Source organism: Thiogranum sp. (genome assembly GCF_058323355.1).
The window spans coordinates 18,510-42,250 of sequence record NZ_JBTTIO010000066.1; the positions used below are offsets into that span (position 1 = coordinate 18,510).

The window sequence follows — 23,741 nt, forward strand, 5'->3', positions numbered from 1 at the left end:
ATGCCCGAGCGGCAAGCTGATATTGCATTCAGCCATAGCGTGCCGTAAGCTTCGCAATCCTGACTAATTCGGTCGGCTATTCCAAGCATCGAAAAACTAAAGTAAAACCCATTGTTTCGAGGAGCAGTAACAATGAACCCGTTAAAATCCATTACCGGCACTATCGTCTCTGGCATCGTGCTGGCTGTCATCATCGCTTTCGCCCTGAGCAACGGCCAGGGCAACCCCATTGAATGGACCGTGTGGTTCCATGTCATCGTGGGCATCACCTGGATCGGTCTGCTGTATTACTTCAACTTCGTACAGGTACCTGCGGTAGGCCAGGCGTTGGCCGATAAGGACCCCGGGCCGGCCGCCATTAACAAGTATGTCGCACCGCGCGCACTGCTGTGGTTCCGCTGGTCCGCCCTGCTGACCTGGCTGTCCGGCGCCGCGGCACTGGGCAAAATGGGTATTTTCGGCCAGGCTTTCAGTTTCGAAAACTTCAGCTTTGCCGGCCCGGCATCAGTCATCGGCATGGGCGCCTGGCTGGGTACCATCATGTTATTCAACGTGTGGGGACTGATCTGGCCAAACCAGAAGAAGATTCTGGGCCTGGATGGCAAGGAGCACAGCGCTGAAGAGATCGCCAAGGCCAAGACTGTGGCCCTGATGGCATCGCGCACCAATACCCTGTTGTCGATCCCCATGCTGCTGGGCATGACCGCCTACGGACACGGCCTGCCATTCTGATAGCACGGCAACACCGTATCGAAACCCGGCTCCGGCCGGGTTTTTTTTGCCCTGGAATGCGTATCAAAGTGCCGTAGAACTTGGAAATAGCGGGGAGAGTCTATAAAATCCCCGCTTTGCGGTGGCGGCTTCTCTGGGGCTGCCTTTTTGTTTTGGGGAACCCATGCCCGATCATTTGATGAAGACTTACCTGCCGCTGCCTGTCAGCTTTTCGCATGGCGAAGGCGCCTGGTTATTCGACACAGACGGCACGCGTTACCTGGACGCACTCGGGGGTATTGCCGTGTGTGCGCTGGGCCATGCCCACCCGGCTGTCACTGAGGCCATCTGTGACCAGGCCGGTCGCCTGTTGCACTGTTCCAACCTGTACCGGATCGATAATCAGAATGCACTCGCTGACATACTCTGTGAGAAAGCCGGCATGGAACGTGTGTTCTTCTCCAATTCCGGCGCCGAAGCCAACGAAACTGCACTGAAACTGGCGCGCCTGTATGGCCACCGGAAAGGCATCGACAACCCGCAGGTCATCGTCACCGAGGGCAGTTTCCACGGCCGCACCATGGCCACGCTGACGGCAACCGGCAATCGCAAGATACAGGCCGGCTTTGAACCGCTGTTGCCAGGTTTCCTGCGCGCGCCCTACAACGATACCGAGGCACTACACACTATCGCCGGCAACAGCCCGGATGTGGTCGCCATTCTGGTTGAGCCGATTATGGGTGAAGGCGGCATTCGCATACCGGACGACAATTACCTCACCACCATACGCTCACTATGCGACGAACACGGCTGGCTGATGATGCTGGATGAAATCCAGACCGGCATGGGCCGTACCGGCCGCTGGTTTGCACACCAGCATACCGGCATCAAACCCGATGTCATGACGCTTGCCAAGGCGCTGGGCAACGGTGTACCGATTGGCGCCTGCCTGGCAAACGGAACTGCTGCCGATGTTTTCCAGCCCGGGAATCACGGCTCAACCTTCGGCGGCAACCCGCTGGCCACACGCGCTGCACTGGCTGTTGTTGAAACACTGGAGAAGGATGGACTGATTGCACGCGCCGCCACACTTGGTGAGCGGTTACTGACAGGTTTCCGTACACGCCTCAGGGACGATGTCCTTGACATCCGCGGCAAGGGCCTGATGCTGGGTATCGAACTCGACCGCCCCTGCGGTGTACTGGTACAGCACGCACTCGACAAGGGACTGCTGATCAATGTTACAGCCGATAGCGTGGTGCGCCTGCTGCCACCGCTGATTCTCAGTGATGAACAGGCTGATATGCTGTGCGGCAGTGTTTGTGAACTGATTGAAACCTTTGTGGATGAAACATCATGAGTGCAAGACACTTCCTCACCCTGCTGGACTTTTCTCCCGATGAACTGCGCGACCTGATCAAACGTGCTATCACGCTGAAACAGTGGCAACAGGAAGGCCGCATCTTCGAGCCGTTGAAGCACAAGGTGCTCGCCATGGTATTCGAGAAGTCGTCCACCCGTACCCGTGTATCGTTTGAAACCGGCATGGTACAACTGGGCGGGCACGCCATGTTCCTGTCGCCAAGAGACACACAAATCGGTCGCGGCGAACCGATTGAAGACAGTGCACGTGTTCTTTCGCGGATGGTGGATGCCGTCATGATCCGCACTTTTGAACACCACAAGATCACGCGCTTCGCAGAGTTCTCCAGTGCACCTGTCATCAATGCACTAACCGACGAATACCACCCCTGCCAGTTACTCGCCGACATGCAGACCTGGTTCGAACACCGTGGCGATATCCGTGGTGCTACCGTCGCCTTTATCGGTGATGGCAACAACATGTGCCATTCCTATATCAACGCCGCACGCCAGTTCGACTTCCACCTGCAGATCGCAGCACCGGAAGGCTATCTGCCGGATGCAGATATCATGGCAGCCGCCGCTGATTGCATCACGCTCAGTCACGACCCCATGGAGGCTGCGAAGAATGCAGACCTCGTGGTAACCGATGTGTGGGCCAGTATGGGGCAGGAAGAACAACAACGTGAGCGTGAGAAAGCTTTCGCCGGCTACCAGGTAAACAGCGAACTCATGGCACAGGCACACAAGGACGCCCTGTTCATGCACTGCCTGCCCGCGCACCGTGGCGAGGAAGTCACTGCCGAGGTTATCGACGGGCCACAGAGCGTCGTCTGGGACGAGGCGGAAAACCGTCTCCACGCACAGAAGGCTTTACTGGAAATACTGCTTACTGGCTATTTGGGGTCAGAGTAAAAACCTGTCATTAGCAATCATATACACGGGAAGCAGTTTTTACTCTGACCCCAAATAGCTGATGGCTATATATTAGCCTGGCTTATCAACCCGGGTGTGCCGCACATCCTTACCCTTCACCAGGTAAATGACATACTCGCAGATATTACCGGCACGATCGCCAATACGCTCCATCGCCCGCGCCGCAAACATGGCCTGAAGAATCGTCGGGATCGAGCGCGGGTCTTCCATCATAAAAGTCATCAACTCACGCATCAGCGAGTCGTACTCTTCATCGACCAGCCTGTCTTCACTCCATACTTCCACGGATTTTTCCGTGTCCAGGTGTGCAAAGGCATCGAGCGCACCGTGTACCATACTACACACGTGGTTACCCAGATTACGAATCTGGGTAAACAGTCGCGTTGAATGCTCTTCACCAATCAGCGTGCTGACCATGCGGGCAATACGTTCTGCCTCATCGCCAATTCGCTCCAGGTCGGTAATGGTCTTGATCACGGCCACCACCAGCCGAAGATCACTGGCGGCCGGCTGGCGGCGCGCCAGCACACGGTTGCATTCATCATCAATCGCCACTTCCATGGCGTTGACTTCACAATCGCGGTCTACCACCTGCTGTGCCAGGCCTGCATCACGCTTCTCCAGCGCGGTCATGGCATCCTTCAACTGTTGCTCGACGAGACCGCCCATCGCCAGAACCCGGTTACGGATATCTTCCAGTTCCTCGTTATAACGCCGCGAGATATGTTGTCCGATATTAAGGTTTTCCATCCGTAAACTCCTTATCCGTAGCGCCCGGTAATATAGTCTTCCGTCATCTTTTCGCGCGGGTTGGTGAATATCTTGTCTGTCGCACCATGTTCTATCAGCTTGCCCATGTACATAAATGCCGTTTGATCCGACACACGTGCAGCCTGTTGCATATTATGCGTCACGATAACAATGGTATAACTTTCCTTAAGCTCGTCGATCAACTCCTCGATCTTGAGCGTGGAGATTGGATCCAGCGCAGATGCCGGTTCATCAAGCAACAGCACCTCCGGTTCAACCGCAATGGCACGCGCTATGACCAGGCGCTGTTGCTGACCACCCGATATACCCAATGCATTCTCATGCAAACGATCTTTCACCTCATCCCACAGTGCAGCACTGCGCAGCGCCTTCTCCACCACCTCGTCCAGTACCCGCCGGCTTTTGGCGCCTTGCAGGCGCAGACCGTAAGCCACATTTTCATAGATACTCTTGGGGAACGGGTTGGGCTTCTGGAATACCATGCCGATACGCTGGCGTAATTGGGCAACCTGCACAGCAGGCGCATAAATATCCTCGCCATCGAGCAGAATACTGCCTTCGATACGCACACTGTCAACGAGATCATTCATGCGGTTGAAACAACGTAACAAGGTCGACTTGCCACAACCGCTGGGACCGATAAAGGCCGTCACCTGTTTTTCCGGAATGGGCAGGCTTATTCCATCGAGCGCCTGTGTTTCACCGTAAAACAGGTTCAGGTTCCGGACCTCAAGACACATCCGTGACTCACCTGACACGGATGAGTCCGCGTTACCTTGCTGTGTAACCGTCCTTGCAATGTTCATACTGTCATTCATTTTCGACCCGTCAGTGATCCAGTGCGCGGTAACGTTCACGCAACCGGTTGCGAATGGCGATAGCCGTAAGGTTGAGCGCCACAATAACCAGCACCAGGAGAAGCGCGGTGGCGTACACCAGTGGCCGTGCCGCCTCGACATTGGGGCTCTGGAAACCAACATCGTAAATGTGAAACCCGAGGTGCATAAACTTGCGATCCAGGTGAATATACGGCGCATTGCCATCCAGCGGCAATGCCGGTGCCAGTTTTACCACGCCGACCAGCATCAGGGGAGCAACTTCACCGGCCGCACGCGCCACTGCCAGTATGACACCGGTCATCATCGCCGGACTGGCCATCGGCAAAACGGTGCGCCAGAGTGTTTCCGCCTTGGTTGCGCCCAGCGCCAGGCTGCCTTCACGAATCGAGCGCGGGATGCGCGACAGGCCTTCCTCGGTCGCCACGATGACAACGGGAACCGTTAGCAGCGCCAATGTCAACGATGCCCACATCAACCCCGGTGTACCGAACGTCGGTGCCGGCAGCGCCTCCGGGAAAAACAACTGGTCGATATTACCACCGAGGAAATAGACAAAGAACCCCAGGCCGAATACGCCATACACGATCGACGGCACACCCGCGAGGTTGTTGACCGCAATGCGGATCAGCCGTGTCAGTGGACCCTGTGTCGCGTACTCACGCAGGTAAACTGCCGCGATCACGCCGAATGGCGTCACCAGCAGCGACATCAACAACACCATCATCACTGTACCGAAGATGGCCGGGAAAATCCCGCCCTCGGTATTGGCCTCGCGCGGATCTTCACTGACGAAGCCCCACAGGCTGGACAGATAGAAAGCGCTTTTCTGAACCAGTCCCATGGCATTGGGCTGCCAGGCACGGACAATGTTCGCAAGCGGAATATTGACTGACTCTCCGCCCATGGCGCGCAGGGTGACGGCATCGCGCCCGATCTCACGATAGTGCACTTCCAGCTGTTTTTGCAGCTCGCTGAACCGGGTTTGCAAAGACTGTTGCTGATCCGCTATTGCGGCAAGCGCCTCGGGAGTGTCCTCACCGTCCAGTTCCAGGCGACGCCGTTCCAGACGCAACTGTTCCAGCGCGTAGTTGATGGCGCCTATATCGCTCTTTTCCAGTTTACGAATCAACTTGCGGATATCACGCACACGTTCCAGCCGGGGCTGCAGCTCGTTCCAGGCACCACTGTCCTGCCCGGCGACCACCTTTCCATCTTCACGGATATCCAGCAGGAAACCGTAGAAATTACCCCACTCGGTACGCTCCAGTTCGACCAGGTCTTCGGGTGTTTTCCGGCTGATGATAGCCGGCTCGTTGATCCAGCGGAAATCCAGCCCGGAGACATCACGGTTACCGGTCTTGATCAGGAAACGTTCGATATCCACACGATCACCGTAGGACTCAACCGACTCTCCGGCTTCGCGCAAACGTTCCACGGTGGTGCGTTCACGATCGGCAATTTCACCAATCAAACGCTGCACACTGCCATCCGGCATCCGGTATTGCATGTCCCACACGGCAGACGGCCAGAAGTGCCCCAGCCCGTTCACTGCGATCAGGCCCAGCAGACCCAGTACCATAATAAGGCTGGCGGATACCGCCGCTGCATTCAGCCAGATCCACGGCTTTCCACTTTTTACCCAGCTGCCAAAGTTTTTGTTCATGGAATTTCCCGTTACAGGCTGCTGTACTTGTTGCGCAGGCGCTGACGAATCAACTCCGCACCCGTGTTGAACACAAAGGTAAACAGGAACAGCACCAGTGCGGCAAGAAACAGAATACGGTAGTGCGTGCTCGCCACCTCGGACTCGGGCATTTCCACCGCGATATTTGCCGACAGGGTACGCATGCCCTGGAAAATACTCATATCCATTATCGGCGTATTACCGGTCGCCATCAGCACAATCATGGTTTCACCAACAGCGCGTCCCACGCCCATCATAATCCCGGAGAAAATACCGGGGCTGGCCGTCAGCAACACCACCCGCACCAGTGTTTGCCAGCTGGTGGCGCCCAGTGCCAGTGAACCGCTGGTGAGGTGCCGTGGCACACTGAAGATAGCGTCCTCGGCGATCGAGAAGATGGTCGGGATCACGGCAAACCCCATCGCCATACCCACCACCAGTGAATTGCGCTGGTCGAAGCCTATACCCATTTCATGCTGCAGCCAGCCCGGCATATCACCGCCAAACAACCATTGTTCAAGTAACGGGCTTGCTGCCAGTGATATATACCCCGCGCCCAGTATCACCGGAACCAGTAACGCGGCTTCCCAGCCCATCCCTATCCGATCGGTCAGGCGTTGTGGCAAGCAGTGCCAGATCCATGCCGTGAGCAGCACCAGCAGCGGCATCAACAGTAACAGGGCGAACAGGCCTGGCAAGTGGGTTTCCACCAGTGGCGCCAGCCACAGCCCGGCAAGAAAACCCAGGATAACCGTGGGCAGGGCTTCCATAATCTCGATAGTAGGCTTCACCATCTGGCGCATTTTCGGCGCCATGAAGTAGGCCGTAAAAACCGCGCCCAGGATTGATAACGGTATGGCGAACAGCATGGCGTAAAACGCCGCCTTGAGCGTTCCGAAAGCCAACGGCGTAAGGCTGAACTTCGGTTCGAAATCATTATCGGCAGCGGATGACTGCCAGATGTATTCGGGTTTGTCATAACCCTCGTACCAGATCTTGCTCCACAAGGCGCGCCATGAAACTTCCGGGTGCGGGTTGTGAATACGCCAGAACTGTAACTGTCCGGCATCGCTCAGGGCCCACAGGGCATCCGCACGTGGACTGACTGCCAGCATACGGATGGGTGAATCCGAAACGGTTTCCCGGATCAGCCGCTGCTCAGCCGTAGCGTGATAAATGGAAACGCTGCCATCTTCGCCCGCCACCAGGAAACCCTTGCGGCTGTATTCCGCCACCAGCGCCCGCGTTTTTACTTCATTGTCAAAGCTGCGAATCTGCTGAAGGTGCGAGACGCCCTCCTCATCCCTGACCTGGAACCACTGGCTGATTTTGCCATCTTCCGTGGCCACCATGATGGAATTACCACCCGCCAGAAAGCGCGCTGAATCAACACTGACATTCTGCGCGGTGACGTTAATCTGTTCATGCAATTTTGCCTGGGACAGGTCTGAAATATCAAACCACGCCAGTGTTCCATCACCACTGACCATGTACAGGTTCCGCTGCGAGGGATCGACCAGCAGGCTGACGATCTCTTCAAGATCCGTGTAGCCGCTGCTGCGTTCGAAGGACCAGCCTGCATCTTCTTCCATCAACGACTCTTCCGGGGAGGCCTTCATAACAGACAGCATGCCGCCCCGCGACCAGGCTACGATGGTGAACGATTCGTCCTGCTGGATAGCCAGCTTGTCCAGTGAAGCGCCCTCGGCGCTGACATCCACTGGCGCCTCACCGAGCGGGTACTGCACCTCCGGCGTGATAAGGCGCTTGTCATCGGGAAAGCTGACCCGGTAATTGAGTTTGACGACCAGCGCCTGGCCATTGCTGAAACCCAGCGCAACGATGCCGGAATCCGGACGCGCCGCCGAAAAACCGGCTACTCTGGCGCCCCTGGGAACCGGTAATTGCTCCCGGCTGATTTCATGGCCGTCGGCAGTCGACAGAAATCGTACCTGTCCTTCACGATTGATTACAGCACCAATTTCAGCCTGCTCTTCCATGGACAGGTAGACGGCTTCGGCCCCGTCCGGCAACACGTAGACCGCCTCGCGCTGCATGCCCGGAGACTCTGCCAGCGGCACAACAACATATAAAAGATATATAAATATCAACAGGATAGCTATAATAACCGCAATGCCGCCGGTACCCACCAGCCAGCGGGTCAGGCGATCCTTGAGTAGACGAAAGCGCAAATGTGCGCTGCCTTTATACGGGTTTGAAGTGGATGATCCGGACATGACCGCAGCAGAATACGCGACAAATATGACGATTGTGTGACAGCCAATTCACCTGAACAAAGTCTCGCTTGGCATTGAATTTGCTTTTTTTACTCCTGAAACACCGGACCGCCACACGTCTGGCACTTAATAAAGGGAGGGCTTGCCACATGGGCATAGAACATCGCTGGAGTTCACGGCGCGAAATTGATCTCGAAGTGAACCTGCACTATCCACCCGTTGGGACCATCAACGGGAAAACACGTAACATCAGCCTGGAGGGCATGTACGTCGACCTGAAAGGCGTACGTATTCCGTCTCATGCAAGACTGGAAATCTCCTTCATCGCCGAAATGCGTGGACGGCCTGTCGAGCACCGCTTACCGGCCTATGTGGTACACACACGCGATGGCGGTGTAGGCCTGATGCTGCAGCATGTTGGCTACCGTGAATTTGACGCGCTGCGTTACATGCTAAATGCCGCATAAAAACATCCGCGCATAAAAAAGCCCCCGCTGTACCAGCGAGGGCTTTCGGTCAGCAGGAATTTACTGCAACCTGGCCAGTTCCTTTTCGACCACCGATTTCGGCAAGGGGATGTAGCCATCCTTGACGACGACCGTCTGGCCGGCTTTCGATAACACCAGTTTCAGGAACTCACGTTCCAGCGGCGGCAGCGGCCGGTTCGGGTGCTTGTTGACGTAGACATACAGGAAGCGTGCCAGTGGGTATTTGCCGCTAATTGCGTTCTCCGGCGTAGCCTTGATGAACGCCTGCCCTTCCTTTTTCGCCAGAGGTACAGTACGCACGCCTGAGGTCATATAACCAATACCGGAATACCCGATACCATTAAGTGATGATGACACTGACTGGACCACTGAGGCGGAACCCGGCTGCTCGTTCACGTTATTTTTGTAATCACCCTTGCACAGCGCCTTCTTCTTGAAGTAACCATAGGTGCCGGATACCGAATTTCGACCGTACAACTGGATGGTGCGGTTCTTCCAGGCGCCTTCCAGACCCAACTGGCCCCAACGCGTAATATCTTCCGGGTAACCGCATTTGCGGGTGGAAGAGAAAATGGCGTCAACCTGGGGAATGGTCAGACCCTTGACCGGGTTATCCTTGTGCGCAAATACCGCCAGCGCATCGATAGCAACACGAATCGGTGTGGGCTTGTAACCGTAACGGCGTTCAAAGGCTTCCAGTTCCTTGTCCTTCATCTTGCGGCTCATCGGCCCGATGTTGGAGGTACCTTCGGTCAGGGCCGGTGGTGCAGTGGAAGAACCGGCGGCCTGGATCTGGATGTTGACGTTCGGGTATTTACGTTTGAATGTCTCGGCCCACAGGGTCATCAGGTTGGCCAGGGTATCGGAACCGACGCTGGACAGGTTGCCGGATACACCACTGACGGGTGTGTAATCCGCGATAGCCGGGTCAACTTTTGCTTCAGCCAGCAATGAACCGCTGAAGCCCAGGGCGGCCGACAGCAATCCGGCTACCAGGGTGTGTTTGCGTAAAGCCATTCGTGTTCTCCTCGATAAGGAACAGGTATGTTGAATACAAGTGTATTACTGGAGGGGAATGCTAGCCCGGCAATGTGACAGGCATATTACCGTTGTGAAGTTTTTACACAGGCGCACTCAATGAGTTGCAGCGCCGGGAAGCGGCAGCCGAAGCGGCTGCCGCGCCCCGGCTCACTTTCAATTTCCAGTTGCCCCTGATGACGCAACAGCACGTGCTTTACAATAGCGAGCCCCAGCCCGGTACCACCCCGCTCACGCGAACGTCCGGCATCCACCCGGTAAAAACGCTCTGTGAGGCGCGGGATATGATGCGCTTCAATACCCGGGCCGGTGTCGGTCACGGAAAATACGGCCGAATCGCCATCTCGTGTCCAGCTTACCCTGATCTGACCACCGGCCGGCGTATAACGTACGGCATTCAGCAAGAGATTGGAAAATGCGCTGTACAACTCGCTTTCTGCCCCGTTCAGACACAATGACTGATCGATTTCAGCCTTGATATCATGTGCTTCCTCGCCACTGAGCTCCCTTGCCTGGTCGACAACCTGGGCAATCAGTTCCGGTATATATACCGCCCGCGGGTTGCTGCCCTGCTCTTCGCTCTCCAGTCGCGATAACATCATCAGATCCTTGACCAGCCGGTTCATGCGCCGTGTCTGCTTTTGCATGCTGCGCAATGGAACCCCACACCGCTCATCCAGCTCCCTGTCTTCCAGCAGGGTTTCCAGGTAGCCGGAAACCACCGTCAGTGGCGTGCGCAGTTCGTGCGACACATTGGCCACAAAGTCCTGACGCATGCGCTCCAGCTTTTGCACACGCGTCATATCACGCGCCACCAGCAACCGCCGGTCTCCGGCATAGGGCACAATGCGAATACGCAGTGTTTTCCCTTCATCCACGGGCGAAGGGATTTCAATGCCCTGCGTGTAATTATCACTGTGTAAATAGTCAAGGAATAGCGGGTGACGAATCAGGTTGCTGATACGCTGCCCGCTGTCTCGCGGATACTCGAACCCCAGGTAGCGGGCAGCGGCAGTATTCCACCACTCGATCTCCTCACTGCCTGGCCGCAGCTCTACCGTGGCGTCCGGTAACGCACTGGTCATCTTGTGTAACCGCTGCAACAACCGGTGCAGCTTACGTTTACGTTGCTGGTTACGCTGTTGCAGGCGGTAGATATACTCGAAGGCAACGTCCCAGATACCACTGGCCTCAGGTGGCCGGAAAGACTTGCCCTCATTCAGCCAACGCACCAGGCGATTGAGGTTATACAGGTGCCATGCCAGATAGGCACCAAGCATCAGCAACACACCGGCCAGCACCTGACCGAACAGCAGGCCCAGCAACACACCGGACAGTAACAACAGCGCCAGCCGCCACAGCTCGTTATGCCACGCCCGGGTCACACTTATACCTTGCTGGAAAAACGATAACCTGCGCCGCGCACGGTCTGGATAAAGCGGTCATAACCGTACACCGCCAGCGCCTTGCGCAATCTGCGAACATGAACGTCCACCGTGCGTTCTTCCACATAGATACCACGTCCCCAGACACGATCCAGCAATTGCTCACGACTGTACACCCGGTCAGGGTGATGCATAAAAAAAGATAACAGACGGAATTCCGTCGGCGCCAGCTCAACAGCCTCGCCACCGGCCTCGACACGATGTTCGACAGGACTCAGAGACAGGCCGTCAAACACGATCGGCACCTCATCGCTGTCCGGCTGGGTGCGCCGTAATACGGCCTGGATGCGGGCAATCAGCTCCCGCGGGGAAAACGGCTTGGTTACATAGTCATCAGCCCCGACCTCCAGCCCGCGAACACGATCATTCTCTTCCGATCTTGCCGTCAGCAGGATGACCGGAAGACCGGCGGTCAACTCGTCACGGCGCAAGCGGCGCGCCAGGTCCACACCGCTCATCCCCGGCAACATCCAGTCGAGTATCACCAGGTCGGGCGGATTGGCGGCAATGGCCAGCAATGCCTGTTCGGCATCGGCGGCCTCTTCAAAACGGAATCCGGCCTTTGTCAGGGAAAACCCCAGCATTTCACGGATCGCGGTTTCGTCCTCTACTACCAGAATACGTTTCATTGATTATACCCGGACATAACACTGTAACAGCAGAGCATACAAATGTTACTATTATGTGACAGGTGAGTCCTGTACCCCGGCTTCCAGCTCCAGCGTGCAGTCCAGGGCCTCGCTACGCACAACAGACTTAGGCTAACATCGACACCCATCCAGCGAAACAGGGAACCACGCCAAACCATGTGCCGGATCGCCGCTTACCTGGGAGAACCCGTTGCGCTGGGCCGTTTCCTGCTCGACCCGCCACACAGCCTGGAAGTTCAGGGCTGGTCTCCACAGGAACTCAAATACGCCAGACTGAACGCCGATGGCTTCGGTTTCGCCTGGTATGACGAAACCGACACCCCCGCCGCGTACGTGAATCCGGCCCCGATCTGGTCTGACCCCAACCTGCCACACCTGGCCCGGACACTGAAAAGCCCCCTGTGGCTTGCCAGTGTACGAAGTGCCACGTCCGGTATACCGGTCAACCATGTCAACACCCAGCCTTTTATCGATAACGAGTTTCTGTTTGACCATAATGGACTCATCGATGATTTCCACGGTGCTGTGCAACAAGGCATGATTCAGGCATTGTCGCCGGAACTGCTGGCTACTGTTCGCGGCAATACCGAGTCCGAGTACCTGTTTGCGGCACTCCGGCAGTTACTCAACGATAACCCTGACCTGCCTGTGGAAACCGCGCTGGCTGAATTGATGGACAACATTGCCGACTGGACAGAAGGTCATCGCTGCCTGCTCAACCTGGTCGTCAGTGACGGTGAACGCCTGTACGCCGTTCGTCACGCGCTCGGTGACGACTGCCCTTCGCTGTATTACACTACCGACGAAGAAATGTTCCCCGGCGCACAACTTATCGCCTCGGAACGCCTGACTGAATCAACATTCTGGCAAACTGTGCCTGAACACCAGATTCTTGTACTCGACCCGGAAGAGCCGCCCGAACTGTTGCCACTGTGAGCATGGACGAACTGATCAACGAGCTGCGCATGGCGCAGACACTGGTGCTGGCACTGGCAGAGAATGCAGACGAAACCACTTTCCGTACCCAGTACCACCCCGACCTGAGTCCGCTCGGCTGGCACCTCGGCCACTGTATCTTCACTGAATGCCTGTGGCTGCACGAAAAGATCCGTGGTGACGACAGCGTGACCGCGCCCATTGCCGATTTCTATACACCACCTCGCACGCCAAAAACCGAACGCGGCCAACTGTTGCCGCAGCAGGATGCCATGTTGACCTGGGCACGCGAGCTGCAGGAATTCAACTTGCATTTCCTGTCTTCACTGCGCCCGGAGTGGCGCGAGCATGAACTGTTTAATGACAATTACATCCTTCATTTTCTGATCCAGCACTACAGCCAGCACTATGAAACCATGCTCATGGTATTGACCCAGAAAGCACTGGCTGAAACCTCCCCGAATGGACTGGACCCCTCACCCCTGCAGGCACAGCCCCTCGGCCCGACACGTATTGAAATACCGGCCGGACACTATCGCATCGGTGGCGAAACACCCATCGCCTACGACAATGAAGTTCCCCCACAGCACGCCGAGCTGGGTGGATTCCAGATCAGTAAAACACCAGTCAGCAATGCCGAATTTCTCGGCTTTATTGAAGACGGGGGTTATCAGCGCGAAGACCTCTGGGAAGCTGACAGCTGGGCCTGGCGCCAGCAACACGATGTGCATTCACCCGATCACTGGCGGCAAACCGAACAAGGCATCTGGTACGGCGTCAGCATGCGCGGTTGTTACGAACTGACACCGGATGACCCTGTATCCGGGGTCAGCCGTCACGAGGCCAATGCATTCGCCAACTGGGCGGGGGGGCATCTTCCACACGAGTACCAGTGGGAAGCCGCCTGCCGCAGCGGCGTACTGGAACAGACCGGTCGCGTGTGGGAATGGTGCGCAAACACTTTCCACCCCTATGAGGGCTTTGAGGCCTTCCCCTACCCGGAATATTCACAACCGTGGTTCGATGAGAACCATTACAGCCTGCGCGGTGGCTGCCTGCATACCCGCCGCGCCATCAAACGTCCCAGCTTTCGTAATTTTTTTGAACCCGATAAACGCCACGTCTTTGCCGGCCTGCGGCTGGTGTTCTGACCTGGCAGGACCTGTCAGATTCCACCCCCCTGTTTAGTGCTCCACCCGGCGTAATCATTCCCATCGTTGACCTGGATCAAATACGGACAGCACGCCAGAGACTAGAGTAGTCACCTGTTTCGCCGGATCTTCACTGCGCCTGGATCCGGCTGGTTGGTGGGGGTCCATGCAAAAACCGGTTCTGGCCTACACAATAGGTGACAAACGCTACCTGAATATTACCAACAGATGCACATTACGCTGCACCTTCTGTCCGAAGTACTGTGCCGGCCCACAGGTCCACGCGTTCGACCTCACACTACCACAACGACCCGAAGTGACTGACATCATCGAAGCGCTGGGTGAACCCGCAGCCTACCGCGAGGTTGTATTCTGCGGATTCGGCGAGCCTACCTTGCGACTCAAGCCCCTGCTGGAAATTGCAACACATATCAAGCAGCAGGGTGGCAAGGTACGTATCAATACTGATGGCCTTGCCAATCTTTTTCACAAGCGCAATGTATTACCCGAACTGGCAGATTGCGTTGATGCGCTATCGGTGTCGATGAATGCCGATAAGGAAATGCTCTACGAGAAACACTGCCGCCCCGCACTGCCAGGCTCTTACCAGGCCATGCTGGATTTCCTGCAACAGGCACCGGACTACATCGCCTCGGTGACAGCAACCGCCATTGACGGTCTTGAGGGTGTGGATATCGACGCTTGCCGGGACATGGCCAGGCAGCGCCAGGTATCCTTCCGGCGTCGTGTACTGGATGTGGTGGGCTGACAGTATGGTGCTGTCCAACCACGTGAATACCTTTGGCCAGGCCATGTTGCGACGTTACGGTGAACGCGTCCACAAGCTGACCCTGAATGTTGCCTTTACCTGCCCGAACCGGGATGGCAGCAAGGGCCGTGGTGGCTGCAGCTTCTGCAATAATGTCTCCTTCAATCCCAACGGCCGTAACCCGGCCACGATTAGCGAACAACTCGAAGCCGGTCGAAGGGTGATTCGCAAGCGTACCGGGGCGCATAAATATATCGCCTACTTTCAGGCCTACACCAATACCTATGCCGACGTCGACCGGCTTGCCGAACTCTACGACAGGGCGCTCACCGACAACGACATTATTGGCCTGGCTGTCGGCACGCGCCCGGACTGCGTACCTGGCAAGGTGCTGGACCTGCTGGCCCGCTACCGGGACCAGGGCAGGGAAGTCTGGCTGGAACTGGGGCTGCAATCCGCTTTCGACAAAACGCTGAGCCGCGTAAACCGTGGCCATGGCTTTGAAGCCTATCGGCTTGCGGTACGCAATGCCCATGCGCGCGGCCTTCAGGTATGCACCCACCTCATCATTGGCCTGCCCGGCGAGGGCCGTACTCACTGCATGACAACCCTCAAGCGCGTCCTTGAACACGGCATCGAGGGACTGAAACTGCACCCCCTGCACGTCGTCAAGGGCACGCTTCTGGCCAACCAGTGGCGGCGTGGAGAATACCAGCCCCTGACACTCGACCAGTACGTCACGATTGCCTGCGACATGATCGAGCACACGCCACCGCAGGTGGTCTACCACCGGGTCACCGGCACGGCATCGCCGAATATTCTGCTTGCACCGGACTGGTGCGCAAAAAAATGGCAGGTTCTCAATGCTATTACAGATGAACTGCAACAACGTCGTGCCGCACAACTGACCACCACGCCATATCGCAGATATTCAGGAGCCTGAACCCGTGTTATCTACGCATCCGAAAATGGAACTCGTTTGCCCCGCCGGCAACCTTCCTGCGCTGAAGACAGCGGTCGACGAAGGAGCCGATGCCGTGTACATCGGCTTCCGGGATGACACCAACGCGCGCCATTTTGCCGGTCTCAACTTCGATGAAAAGCGTTGTCGTGAAGGTATTGCGTATGCACACCGACAAGGCACGAAGGTGTTCACGGCCATAAACACCTACGCACAGGAAAGTGGCTGGAGACGCTGGCAGGATGCAGTTGACCGGGCCGCGGAACTCAATGTCGACGCCCTGATAGTGGCCGATATCGGTGTTATGGACTACGCCAGCGAAAAATGGCCCGAACTGGGCCTGCACCTTTCCGTACAGGCCTCGGCCACCAACCCGGAAGCACTGCGCTTCTACCATGACAACTTCGCCATCCGGCGCGCTGTCCTGCCCCGCGTGCTCTCGATCAAACAGGTACGCCAGGTCGCTGCAGACAGCCCGGTAGCGCTGGAAGTGTTTGGCTTTGGCAGCCTGTGCGTCATGGTGGAAGGCCGCTGCCTGCTGTCATCCTATGTTACCGGCCAGTCACCCAACACCTTCGGCGCCTGTTCACCGGCATCCGCCGTGCGCTGGACGGAAACATCCCGCGGTCTCGAGTCGCGTCTTAATGGCGTACTGATTGACCGCTATCGAAATAATGAGCCAGCCGGCTACCCCACCCTCTGCAAGGGACGCTTCGATGTGGCTGGCAACACCTGCTATGCCATTGAAGAACCCACCAGCCTCAACACCCTGGCGCTGTTACCGGAACTGCAATCAATCGGTATTGCAGCCATCAAGATCGAGGGACGCCAGCGAAGCCCGGCCTATGTCAGGCAAGTCACACGCGTATGGCGTGCCGCGCTGGATACCTGCCACAACGATCCGGATAACTACTACCCGGACGCATCCTGGCAGAACACCTTGCAAAATGTATCGGAGGGCGCGCAAACAACGCTCGGCGCCTATCACCGGCCATGGCAATGACCCGGCAAACCCTTCCAAAACTGTCACTCGGCCCTGTCCCCTATTACTGGGGCCGCGGGCAGTTACTGGATTTCTATGAGCGCATCGCCTCGACGCCGGTCGATATCATCTACCTTGGCGAAACCGTATGCGCCAAACGCCGCGCACTGCGCAGCGAAGACTGGCTGGCACTGGCGCGAGTGCTGAAAGAAACCGGCAAGGAAGTGATACTGTCGAGCCTGACACTGATCGAGGCCGGTTCTGAACTGGGCGCCCTGAAAAAACTGTGTGACGTCACAGACTTCAGTATCGAAGCCAATGACATGGCGGCCGTCCAGTTGTTGTCGGGCAAAACCCGCTTTGTCACCGGCCCCGCCATCAATATTTATAATCACCGAACCCTGAAAGTGCTCGCCGCCCACGGCCTGCAACGCTGGGTGGCACCCGTCGAACTTTCACGCGCCATGCTAGCCGATATACAGCCTCAGCGCCCGGCAGGTGTTGAAACCGAAATCTTTGCCTACGGGAAATTACCACTCGCGTACTCCGCCCGCTGTTTCACAGCACGGGCCCACAACCTGCCCAAGGATGATTGCCAGTTCCGTTGCCTCGACTACTCCGACGGGCTGCTGCTCTCAACCCGGGAGAACGAGGCCTTCCTGACACTCAATGGTATCCAGACCCAGTCAGCCAGAACCTGCAACCTGGTAGAAAACATCGATGAACTGGCTGAACATGGTGTCGATGTACTGCGCATCAGTCCACAGTCACGGCATACCGAACAGATTATCGAGGTTTTCCATCGATGCCTGAATGGCAGCCTTTCCACACACGAAGCCCGTCTGTCGCTGCAACCTCTATCGGGGCCTGACGATTGTAATGGCTACTGGCATGGTACGGCTGGCATGGAGTTCCGTGCCAATAACAAGGAGGCCGCATGCACTTGAAAAAGCTTGCCTGCAATAACAATCCTTTCGACCTGGACAATCACCTGGCCTATGAGGCCTGGAGAGACGCCAGGCTGGAAGACTACCCGCAACAGGCCGATTCACTCATGGTGGAAATCGATGACCCGCGCAAGCTGAAGGCGTCGGAGCGAAAAGCCATCCTCGACTGCTGCGCCAGGGCCAATATGGCAATCTACATCAGCAAGGCCGGTTCAGACCCTGACAAGCAGATTCCCGCCACACTTGGCGCACAACTCGGGCTGCACCACCTGGATCGAAACATGGGTGCCGATGATGACGGCATAACCGCCCTGCAGGTTGTCGATGACCAGTGGCGCAACCGCTATATACCCTACACCGACCGCCCCATTCACTGGCATACCGACGGTTACTACAACGGCATGGATCAACAGATCCACTCACTGCTGCTGCACTGTGTACGCCCCGCCGCCGAGGGCGGTGAGACCACCCTTCTCGACCACGAAATGGCCTACATACATCTGCGGGATGCCAACCCCGCCTATATCAAGGTACTGATGGCAGCGGATGCAATGACCATTCCCGCCAACATTCAGCAGGGTACCGTGCTGCGCCCGACGCGTCGCGGGCCGGTGTTTTCGGTGCACTACCAGAAACTCCTGCACATGCGCTACACAGCGCGCAGTCACAGCATAGAATGGAAAGATGACCCGCTGACGCGCGCTGCCGTGGCGGAACTGGAGAAACTGCTGGCTTCGGATAACCCTTTCATCTACCGCCTGACGCTGCAATCCGGGTGGGGCCTGATCAGCAACAACGTACTGCACAACCGCAGCGGCTTTACGGATGTCCCGCAACAGCCCCGGCTGCTGTACCGCTTACGCTATTTTGACAGTATCAACTGAATAGCTGCCGGTAGACAGGTAACAGCCTGTTCAGCAGCGGACCCAGTTGCCGGTACAGGCCCAGAGATTCGACATCCAGTCCATCGAGAAAATTCTTCACTTCCAGCCCCAGTTCGGTATCGCCCTGCATCACAAGACGGCGCTGGAATACCAGTGTATCCGGATCTTCCTGCTGCCCGATCAACACCAGGAAGTCATAGACACTCGCCTCAATGCACAAATCAGCCATTCCACGCGAGCTGGCAACGTGCAACATCCGGTTATAGAGCGTCAGATGTATGCTGACACCCGCATCTTTAACCCCGATCGTTAACAGACGTCCCTGCAGGAAATCCAGCTCACCTTCCTGCAACGGCCCGGCCAGCGCCCTGTTGAGCATCGTCGCGACCAGGCGTGAATGGACGACATCCGGGAGCAGCGAAAAGGGCAGGCTCAGGGGGCGGGGCAGGTTCGGTACAGCCTGCGATACGGCCTGACCTCTCACCGCGCAAGACGGTTTGCCGGCATGAACTCCGGCTCTTCGCCCAGGTCCCGGAACTTGTGATAGATGTTGTTGAGGTGCGTCCTCAGGGTTGCCTTTGATATGGAAAGCTGTTTGCAAATTTCAGGATTGGATACCCCCCTGATGGTGAGGGAAACGACTTCAGTCTCACGCTTCGTCAACCCCTTGTCACGGTAATAGGCGAGCGCCATTTCGTAACGGTCTTTCAGTGGTTGCAGGAAAGTAATAATACTTTCACCGCTGCATAACAACGTAACATCGAAAAAATCACCGTGCATGAAGCTGTTGCGGTACACCCGGCTGCCCCAGTCCTTCCACTGCCGGGCATTGTCCCTGGCATACAGTTCCATACAGCCTGTTTCACACAGTTCCCCGCTCCGGTCACCGCACAGCTCGCGGCAATAGTCGTTCTGACTCAGAACCCGTTTATTTCCGTCCTTGACACAAACTGCAATGTTGCCTGCCTCCAGGGAGGAATCCAGTATTTCACTCATCGACGTTGATACCATTAAAGCGTCCTTCCATTGGTTCGGGGCAATCTAGCAAACCCCCACAAAGTGAAAAATCGACATCCGGGGTTGATTTTAGGATGGAATGATCCACCGTTTCGTTGATATAGCTCAGTTTCCTTTATAATCCCCCCATGCCGCATCCAGAATGCTTTCTGTCCTCCTGCCTGTTGACAACCTGTGGATAACCCCGTCCAGACCCTGACTGACTGGAGCGGTCAGGTAGCCGGTCTGTTATGGGGCAATGCCCTGACGCTGGCCCTGCTACTCGGCATGGGCCTGTACCTGACGATGCGCATGGGGCTGGTACAGTTTCGTGGCTTCCGACATTCACTTGCGTTGTTGTCCGGCGCTTATGACCAGCCGCACCACGAAGGTCACATCACGCATTTCCAGGCACTCTCCACCGCGCTCTCAGCCACCATTGGCACCGGTAACATTGCCGGTGTAGCAACCGCCATATCGCTGGGTGGTCCGGGTGCGCTGTTGTGGATGTGGGTCACCGCCTTCTTTGGCATGGCGACCAAGTTCACTGAGTGCACGCTGGCCCTGCGTTTCCGCGAAGTCCGGGAAGACGGCACTATCGCCGGCGGCCCCATGTACACCCTGCTGCACGGGTTGAAGATGAAACGTACTGCCATGCTGTTTGCCGGCTTTGCACTGATTGCCTCGTTCGGCATCGGCAATATGGTGCAGGCCAACTCGGTGGTAGACGGACTGGGTTACCTGTTCCCCGAAATTCATGAATATGCCTGGCTGGCCGGTCTGGTGCTGGCGTCACTGGTTGGCGCTGTAATCCTCGGAGGCGTCAGGCGCATTGCCCGCGTGGCCTCGACCATTGTGCCGTTCATGGCGCTGCTGTACGTGGGTGCCGCTATCCTGGTATTGATCAACCACCTCCCGCAAATTCCCGGGGCATTCGCAACCATCTTCAATCACGCACTGAACCCCTGGGCGGTGGGCGGCGCAGCCGTCGGTGAAGCCATCCGCTGGGGCGTGGCGCGCGGGCTGTTCTCCAACGAGGCCGGGCTCGGCTCCTCGCCCATTGCCCACGCCGCCGCCCGCACCAACGAACCGGTACGCGAAGGCCTGGTTGCCATGATGGAGCCCTTCATCGATACCCTGGTGATCTGCACCATGACCGGGCTGGTCATCATCGTAACCGGGGTCTGGAACCTGCAACGCGAAGACCTGGTCGGCGCGGCACTGACAGCACATGCCTTCCAGACCTCCATCGGTGTATCGGGCGCCAGCGTAGTCGGCATCGGACTGAGCCTGTTTGCCTTCTCCACCATCATCGCCTGGTCCTATTACGGCGACCGTTCGGCAAGTTTTCTGTTCGGTGAGCGCGCCGTGCTGCCTTACCGACTGATCTATACACTGCTGGTCATGGTCGGCGCGGCAGTTCCCCTGAAACTGGTATGGAACCTTGCCGACATCACCAATATTCTCATGGCCGCACCCAATCTGCTCAGCCTCGCCCTGCTGGCGGGACTGGCGCAACGGCTCAAGAACGAGTATTTTTCCCGCTCTTTTGAAGGCAGGAAGAACGAGGTCAAACAATGAGTGAAATCACAACCGACAGTGGCCTGAAATACGAAGACCTCACCGTGGGTGACGGCACACTGTGTACCGGCCGCGGCCAGACGGCCATCGTGCACTACACCGGCTGGCTGGAAGACGGCACCAAATTCGATTCCAGCGTCGACCGGAATGACCCCTTCAGTTTCCCGATCGATTGCAGCTACGTCATCCCCGGCTGGGACGAAGGTGTGGTTGGCATGAAAGTTGGCGGTAAACGCAAACTGATCGTCCCGCCGGAACTCGGCTATGGCGAGCGCGGCGCCGGTGGTGTGATCCCGGCGAATGCCACGCTGGTGTTCGAAATCGAACTGCTGGAGCTATCCGAATAGTGTTGCTGGAAGTGCTCGAAGCGCATGTCGACGAGGACGTGCGCCACGCGCTGGAAGAAGACGTGGGCCAGGGTGACATCACCGCGCAACTGGTGCCCGCAGAGGGTATCTGGAAAGCCAGCGTCTACAGCCGCGAGCATGCCGTACTGTGCGGCCGCTACTGGTTCGATAGTGTTTTTCGTCACCTTGATGAGAAAGTGGATGTGCGCTGGTACAGCGCCGATGGTGATAAAATTGCACCGCACCAGGTTGTCTGCACATTGAAAGGCCCGGCCCGCAGCCTGCTCACCGGCGAACGTAGCGCACTCAATTTCCTCCAGACCCTGTCCGGTACTGCCACCCTTGCCCACCGCTATGCACAACAGATCGAGGGCCTGGACACACGTATCCTCGACACACGCAAGACCATCCCCGGACTGCGTCGCGCCCAGAAATACGCCGTGCGTACCGGCGGTTGCCACAATCACCGCATGGGTCTCTACGATGCCTTCCTGATCAAGGAAAACCATATCGCAGCGTCGGGTTCCATTGCCGCCGCGGTTGAGAATGCCCGCGCCCTCGATAAGGCGTTGCCGGTTGAAGTCGAAGTGGAATCACTGGACGAATTACAGCAGGCACTGCAGGCCGGTGCCGACCGGGTGATGCTGGATAATTTTTCTGTTGAAGATATCAGCAAGGCAGTGGCTGTGAATGCCGGCAAGGCGGAACTGGAAGCCTCGGGTGGCATTACACTGGACAACCTGCGTGAATACGCTGAAACCGGCGTGGACTCTATTTCCATTGGCGCACTGACCAAGGATGTAAAGGCCATCGACCTGTCAATGCGGTTTGACTAGCAACAGATTCAACCCAGCAAGCGCTTTCTCACGTCCGGCCGATAAGCCAGCACGATTATCGCGAGATGCATGGCACTGGCGGCAAAAAACATCGACGACCCCATCAGCTTTATCATAAAAAATTCCGGCCAGGGGTTTGTTGTATTGATGACGAATGCAGATAACGCATCCCAGATCGCCAGCGAGTTCCAGACAATAACCGTAGTCCAGACCCATTGCCCGGTTTTCCTCAAAATCAGGTAGGCAACCCAGAGTCCTGTGATTCCAATCACCGCATCACCCACAAGCGGCATCAGCCACGCAGGCGGTGGATCGCCCGGCAGGTTTCCACCAACACGGTGAATAAACGCCAGCGTCATAGCCCGCCCGGATAACATCAATGTCAGAAACAGCATGATTTTCTGGTTCATTTTCAGCTCCTTCAATAAGTTATAAATCTACTTGCATAATGCAAGCAGGTTAAGTGTAGCTATCTGCTTGCATTATGCAAGTGCTTATTTTTCAGTACACTTGGATCCATGAGCAACCACGAAAATCACAACAGCGGGAAATGCCCGATTACCTTTGCACTGGAAATCTTCGGCGACAAATGGAGCCTCATCATCCTTCGGGACATTCTGTTCAAGGGGAAAAAGTACTACAGCGAGTTCCTCAACTCACCGGAGAAAATCTCAACCAATATACTGGCGAGTCGCCTGAACAAACTGGAGTCAGAAGGACTGATTTCGAAAACGCAGGATTCGAATAACCTGTCGAAGTTTATTTACCAGCTCACGCCTAAAGGAAAAGACCTGCTTCCTTTAATGCTCGATATGGTCGAATGGAGTGTAAAGTACAACCCGCAACCTGGCATGCCTGATAACATCATTAACGGTGCACCACGCAATCTGCTGACAAGGCTGCATGAAGATCGGGAAGCGCTGTTCAATGAGATTCTGGACAAGCTGGCGTAAGTGAACAATTTCAGGTTACCAGCCGTCACAGAGAACCAGATGGGGCCGGGGGAAATGGTGCCGGAAAGAGGAATTGAACCCCCGACCTTCTCATTACGAGTGAGCTGCTCTACCGACTGAGCTATTCCGGCAATGGATGTATCCTGATTGTGCTGACCAGCGCCACAGCGCAAGGAGCAGCGAAGGCGCATCTTACCCTGTCAGCAGCGGTTTTTCACCCCGGAAAACCGCATCGAT

General features: G+C 56.6%; 24 protein-coding genes, 1 tRNA gene and 1 pseudogene. 15 read left to right on the forward strand and 11 right to left on the reverse strand.

Annotated features, from left to right (window positions below; translation table 11 throughout):
• Positions 1–132 precede the first annotated feature (132 nt).
• The 3 genes from ACW81B_RS10310 (at position 133) to argF (ending at position 2,988) form a co-directional block, all read left to right on the forward strand.
• Positions 133–732, forward strand: coding sequence for a urate hydroxylase PuuD (locus ACW81B_RS10310; protein ID WP_491580144.1), 600 nt, complete (start codon positions 133–135; stop codon positions 730–732).
• A gap of 163 nt (positions 733–895) precedes the next feature.
• Positions 896–2,071: an aspartate aminotransferase family protein gene (locus tag ACW81B_RS10315; protein WP_491580145.1), complete on the forward strand. Its 1,176-nt coding sequence runs from the start codon at positions 896–898 to the stop codon at positions 2,069–2,071.
• Entirely contained in the window at positions 2,068–2,988 is a 921-nt protein-coding gene (argF, locus tag ACW81B_RS10320) for an ornithine carbamoyltransferase (RefSeq protein WP_491580146.1), read from the forward strand. The genes ACW81B_RS10315 and argF overlap by 4 nt, the downstream gene beginning before the upstream one ends.
• 72 nt (positions 2,989–3,060) lie before the next feature.
• Here the strand turns inward: argF and phoU are convergent, their stop codons facing one another.
• The 4 genes and pseudogenes from phoU to ACW81B_RS10340 all read right to left on the reverse strand — a co-directional run bounded on the left by phoU (position 3,061) and on the right by ACW81B_RS10340 (position 8,495).
• Entirely contained in the window at positions 3,061–3,759 is a 699-nt protein-coding gene (phoU, locus tag ACW81B_RS10325; RefSeq protein ID WP_491580147.1) for a phosphate signaling complex protein PhoU, read from the reverse strand.
• Positions 3,760–3,770: 11 nt separating this feature from the next.
• Positions 3,771–4,508 (reverse strand): annotated as a pseudogene (pstB, locus tag ACW81B_RS10330) (phosphate ABC transporter ATP-binding protein PstB); the annotation flags it as partial.
• A 100-nt stretch (positions 4,509–4,608) separates the two neighbouring features.
• On the reverse strand, positions 4,609–6,282 hold the full coding sequence (gene pstA, locus ACW81B_RS10335; protein WP_491580148.1) for a phosphate ABC transporter permease PstA: 1,674 nt from the start codon (positions 6,280–6,282) through the stop codon (positions 4,609–4,611).
• 11 nt (positions 6,283–6,293) lie between these two features.
• On the reverse strand, positions 6,294–8,495 hold the full coding sequence (locus ACW81B_RS10340) for an ABC transporter permease subunit (RefSeq protein ID WP_491580149.1): 2,202 nt from the start codon (positions 8,493–8,495) through the stop codon (positions 6,294–6,296).
• A gap of 194 nt (positions 8,496–8,689) precedes the next feature.
• Here ACW81B_RS10340 and ACW81B_RS10345 point away from each other — a divergent pair, with 194 nt between their 5' ends.
• Entirely contained in the window at positions 8,690–9,007 is a 318-nt protein-coding gene (locus ACW81B_RS10345) for a PilZ domain-containing protein (RefSeq protein ID WP_491580150.1), read from the forward strand.
• Positions 9,008–9,067: 60 nt separating this feature from the next.
• Here ACW81B_RS10345 and ACW81B_RS10350 read toward each other — a convergent pair whose 3' ends face one another.
• The 3 genes from ACW81B_RS10350 to phoB form a co-directional block, all read right to left on the reverse strand.
• A complete protein-coding gene (locus ACW81B_RS10350) occupies positions 9,068–10,045 on the reverse strand; it encodes a PstS family phosphate ABC transporter substrate-binding protein (protein ID WP_491580151.1) in 978 nt (325 codons plus the stop codon).
• 86 nt (positions 10,046–10,131) lie between these two features.
• Positions 10,132–11,451: a phosphate regulon sensor histidine kinase PhoR gene (gene phoR / locus ACW81B_RS10355; RefSeq protein WP_491580152.1), complete on the reverse strand. Its 1,320-nt coding sequence runs from the start codon at positions 11,449–11,451 to the stop codon at positions 10,132–10,134.
• A 2-nt stretch (positions 11,452–11,453) separates the two neighbouring features.
• Entirely contained in the window at positions 11,454–12,140 is a 687-nt protein-coding gene (phoB, locus tag ACW81B_RS10360) for a phosphate regulon transcriptional regulator PhoB (RefSeq protein ID WP_491580153.1), read from the reverse strand.
• Between the two features lie 177 nt (positions 12,141–12,317).
• On the opposite strand from phoB, the gene egtC reads away from it, so the two are divergent.
• The 7 genes from egtC to ACW81B_RS10395 all read left to right on the forward strand — a co-directional run bounded on the left by egtC (position 12,318) and on the right by ACW81B_RS10395 (position 18,791).
• On the forward strand, positions 12,318–13,097 hold the full coding sequence (gene egtC / locus ACW81B_RS10365; protein ID WP_491580154.1) for an ergothioneine biosynthesis protein EgtC: 780 nt from the start codon (positions 12,318–12,320) through the stop codon (positions 13,095–13,097).
• 2 nt (positions 13,098–13,099) lie between these two features.
• Positions 13,100–14,248 carry an SUMF1/EgtB/PvdO family nonheme iron enzyme gene (locus ACW81B_RS10370; protein WP_491580155.1) on the forward strand — a complete coding sequence of 383 codons (1,149 nt, stop codon included), beginning with the start codon at positions 13,100–13,102 and terminating at the stop codon, positions 14,246–14,248.
• 166 nt (positions 14,249–14,414) lie between these two features.
• A complete protein-coding gene (locus ACW81B_RS10375; protein WP_491580156.1) occupies positions 14,415–15,017 on the forward strand; it encodes a TatD family nuclease-associated radical SAM protein in 603 nt (200 codons plus the stop codon).
• A 4-nt stretch (positions 15,018–15,021) separates the two neighbouring features.
• Entirely contained in the window at positions 15,022–15,960 is a 939-nt protein-coding gene (gene mnmL / locus ACW81B_RS10380; RefSeq protein WP_491580157.1) for a tRNA modification radical SAM protein MnmL/YtqA, read from the forward strand.
• 25 nt (positions 15,961–15,985) lie between these two features.
• Positions 15,986–16,981, forward strand: coding sequence for a ubiquinone anaerobic biosynthesis protein UbiU (ubiU, locus tag ACW81B_RS10385; protein WP_491580158.1), 996 nt, complete (start codon positions 15,986–15,988; stop codon positions 16,979–16,981).
• Positions 16,978–17,907 carry a U32 family peptidase gene (locus ACW81B_RS10390; protein ID WP_491580159.1) on the forward strand — a complete coding sequence of 310 codons (930 nt, stop codon included), beginning with the start codon at positions 16,978–16,980 and terminating at the stop codon, positions 17,905–17,907. The genes ubiU and ACW81B_RS10390 overlap by 4 nt, the downstream gene beginning before the upstream one ends.
• Complete coding sequence (locus ACW81B_RS10395) at positions 17,898–18,791, forward strand: TauD/TfdA family dioxygenase (protein WP_491580160.1); 894 nt, start codon at positions 17,898–17,900, stop codon at positions 18,789–18,791. The genes ACW81B_RS10390 and ACW81B_RS10395 overlap by 10 nt, the downstream gene beginning before the upstream one ends.
• Here ACW81B_RS10395 and ubiT read toward each other — a convergent pair.
• Together ubiT and ACW81B_RS10405 are read right to left on the reverse strand one after the other, a co-directional pair.
• A complete protein-coding gene (ubiT, locus tag ACW81B_RS10400) occupies positions 18,784–19,275 on the reverse strand; it encodes a ubiquinone anaerobic biosynthesis accessory factor UbiT (protein ID WP_491580161.1) in 492 nt (163 codons plus the stop codon). The genes ACW81B_RS10395 and ubiT overlap by 8 nt on opposite strands.
• Positions 19,272–19,787, reverse strand: a complete 516-nt coding sequence (locus ACW81B_RS10405) for a helix-turn-helix transcriptional regulator (RefSeq protein WP_491580162.1) — start codon at positions 19,785–19,787, stop codon at positions 19,272–19,274. Before ACW81B_RS10405 ends, ubiT begins: the two co-directional genes overlap by 4 nt.
• Positions 19,788–19,982: 195 nt before the next feature.
• On the opposite strand from ACW81B_RS10405, the gene ACW81B_RS10410 reads away from it, so the two are divergent.
• Genes ACW81B_RS10410 through nadC form a run of 3 tightly spaced genes read left to right on the forward strand, consistent with a single transcriptional unit; the run spans position 19,983 to position 22,551 of the window.
• Entirely contained in the window at positions 19,983–21,368 is a 1,386-nt protein-coding gene (locus ACW81B_RS10410; protein ID WP_491580163.1) for an alanine/glycine:cation symporter family protein, read from the forward strand.
• Positions 21,365–21,715, forward strand: a complete 351-nt coding sequence (locus tag ACW81B_RS10415; RefSeq protein ID WP_491580164.1) for an FKBP-type peptidyl-prolyl cis-trans isomerase — start codon at positions 21,365–21,367, stop codon at positions 21,713–21,715. The genes ACW81B_RS10410 and ACW81B_RS10415 overlap by 4 nt, the downstream gene beginning before the upstream one ends.
• On the forward strand, positions 21,715–22,551 hold the full coding sequence (nadC, locus tag ACW81B_RS10420; protein WP_491580165.1) for a carboxylating nicotinate-nucleotide diphosphorylase: 837 nt from the start codon (positions 21,715–21,717) through the stop codon (positions 22,549–22,551). The genes ACW81B_RS10415 and nadC overlap by 1 nt, the downstream gene beginning before the upstream one ends.
• A gap of 8 nt (positions 22,552–22,559) precedes the next feature.
• On the opposite strand, the gene ACW81B_RS10425 is transcribed toward nadC, so the two are convergent.
• Positions 22,560–22,961, reverse strand: a complete 402-nt coding sequence (locus ACW81B_RS10425; RefSeq protein WP_491580166.1) for a hypothetical protein — start codon at positions 22,959–22,961, stop codon at positions 22,560–22,562.
• Between the two features lie 108 nt (positions 22,962–23,069).
• On the opposite strand from ACW81B_RS10425, the gene ACW81B_RS10430 reads away from it, so the two are divergent.
• Positions 23,070–23,504: a winged helix-turn-helix transcriptional regulator gene (locus ACW81B_RS10430; protein ID WP_491580167.1), complete on the forward strand. Its 435-nt coding sequence runs from the start codon at positions 23,070–23,072 to the stop codon at positions 23,502–23,504.
• Between the two features lie 55 nt (positions 23,505–23,559).
• Here the strand turns inward: ACW81B_RS10430 and ACW81B_RS10435 are convergent.
• Positions 23,560–23,635 (reverse strand) — tRNA-Thr (locus ACW81B_RS10435).
• Between the last annotated feature and the right edge of the window lie 106 nt (positions 23,636–23,741).

Coding starts and splice junctions, on each gene's coding strand:
- ACW81B_RS10350 (WP_491580151.1), bottom strand. CDS start 10,045: ATGGCTTTACGCAAACACACCCTGGTAGCCGGATTGCTGTCGGCCGCC.
- ACW81B_RS10395 (WP_491580160.1), top strand. CDS start 17,898: ATGCACTTGAAAAAGCTTGCCTGCAATAACAATCCTTTCGACCTGGAC.
- mnmL (WP_491580157.1), top strand. CDS start 15,022: ATGGTGCTGTCCAACCACGTGAATACCTTTGGCCAGGCCATGTTGCGA.
- ACW81B_RS10430 (WP_491580167.1), top strand. CDS start 23,070: ATGAGCAACCACGAAAATCACAACAGCGGGAAATGCCCGATTACCTTT.
- ACW81B_RS10375 (WP_491580156.1), top strand. CDS start 14,415: ATGCAAAAACCGGTTCTGGCCTACACAATAGGTGACAAACGCTACCTG.
- ubiU (WP_491580158.1), top strand. CDS start 15,986: ATGGAACTCGTTTGCCCCGCCGGCAACCTTCCTGCGCTGAAGACAGCG.
- ACW81B_RS10315 (WP_491580145.1), top strand. CDS start 896: ATGCCCGATCATTTGATGAAGACTTACCTGCCGCTGCCTGTCAGCTTT.
- ACW81B_RS10345 (WP_491580150.1), top strand. CDS start 8,690: ATGGGCATAGAACATCGCTGGAGTTCACGGCGCGAAATTGATCTCGAA.
- ACW81B_RS10310 (WP_491580144.1), top strand. CDS start 133: ATGAACCCGTTAAAATCCATTACCGGCACTATCGTCTCTGGCATCGTG.
- ACW81B_RS10405 (WP_491580162.1), bottom strand. CDS start 19,787: ATGAGTGAAATACTGGATTCCTCCCTGGAGGCAGGCAACATTGCAGTT.
- ACW81B_RS10425 (WP_491580166.1), bottom strand. CDS start 22,961: ATGAACCAGAAAATCATGCTGTTTCTGACATTGATGTTATCCGGGCGG.
- ACW81B_RS10390 (WP_491580159.1), top strand. CDS start 16,978: ATGACCCGGCAAACCCTTCCAAAACTGTCACTCGGCCCTGTCCCCTAT.
- phoU (WP_491580147.1), bottom strand. CDS start 3,759: ATGGAAAACCTTAATATCGGACAACATATCTCGCGGCGTTATAACGAG.
- argF (WP_491580146.1), top strand. CDS start 2,068: ATGAGTGCAAGACACTTCCTCACCCTGCTGGACTTTTCTCCCGATGAA.
- egtC (WP_491580154.1), top strand. CDS start 12,318: ATGTGCCGGATCGCCGCTTACCTGGGAGAACCCGTTGCGCTGGGCCGT.
- phoB (WP_491580153.1), bottom strand. CDS start 12,140: ATGAAACGTATTCTGGTAGTAGAGGACGAAACCGCGATCCGTGAAATG.
- pstA (WP_491580148.1), bottom strand. CDS start 6,282: ATGAACAAAAACTTTGGCAGCTGGGTAAAAAGTGGAAAGCCGTGGATC.
- ACW81B_RS10415 (WP_491580164.1), top strand. CDS start 21,365: ATGAGTGAAATCACAACCGACAGTGGCCTGAAATACGAAGACCTCACC.
- ACW81B_RS10370 (WP_491580155.1), top strand. CDS start 13,100: ATGGACGAACTGATCAACGAGCTGCGCATGGCGCAGACACTGGTGCTG.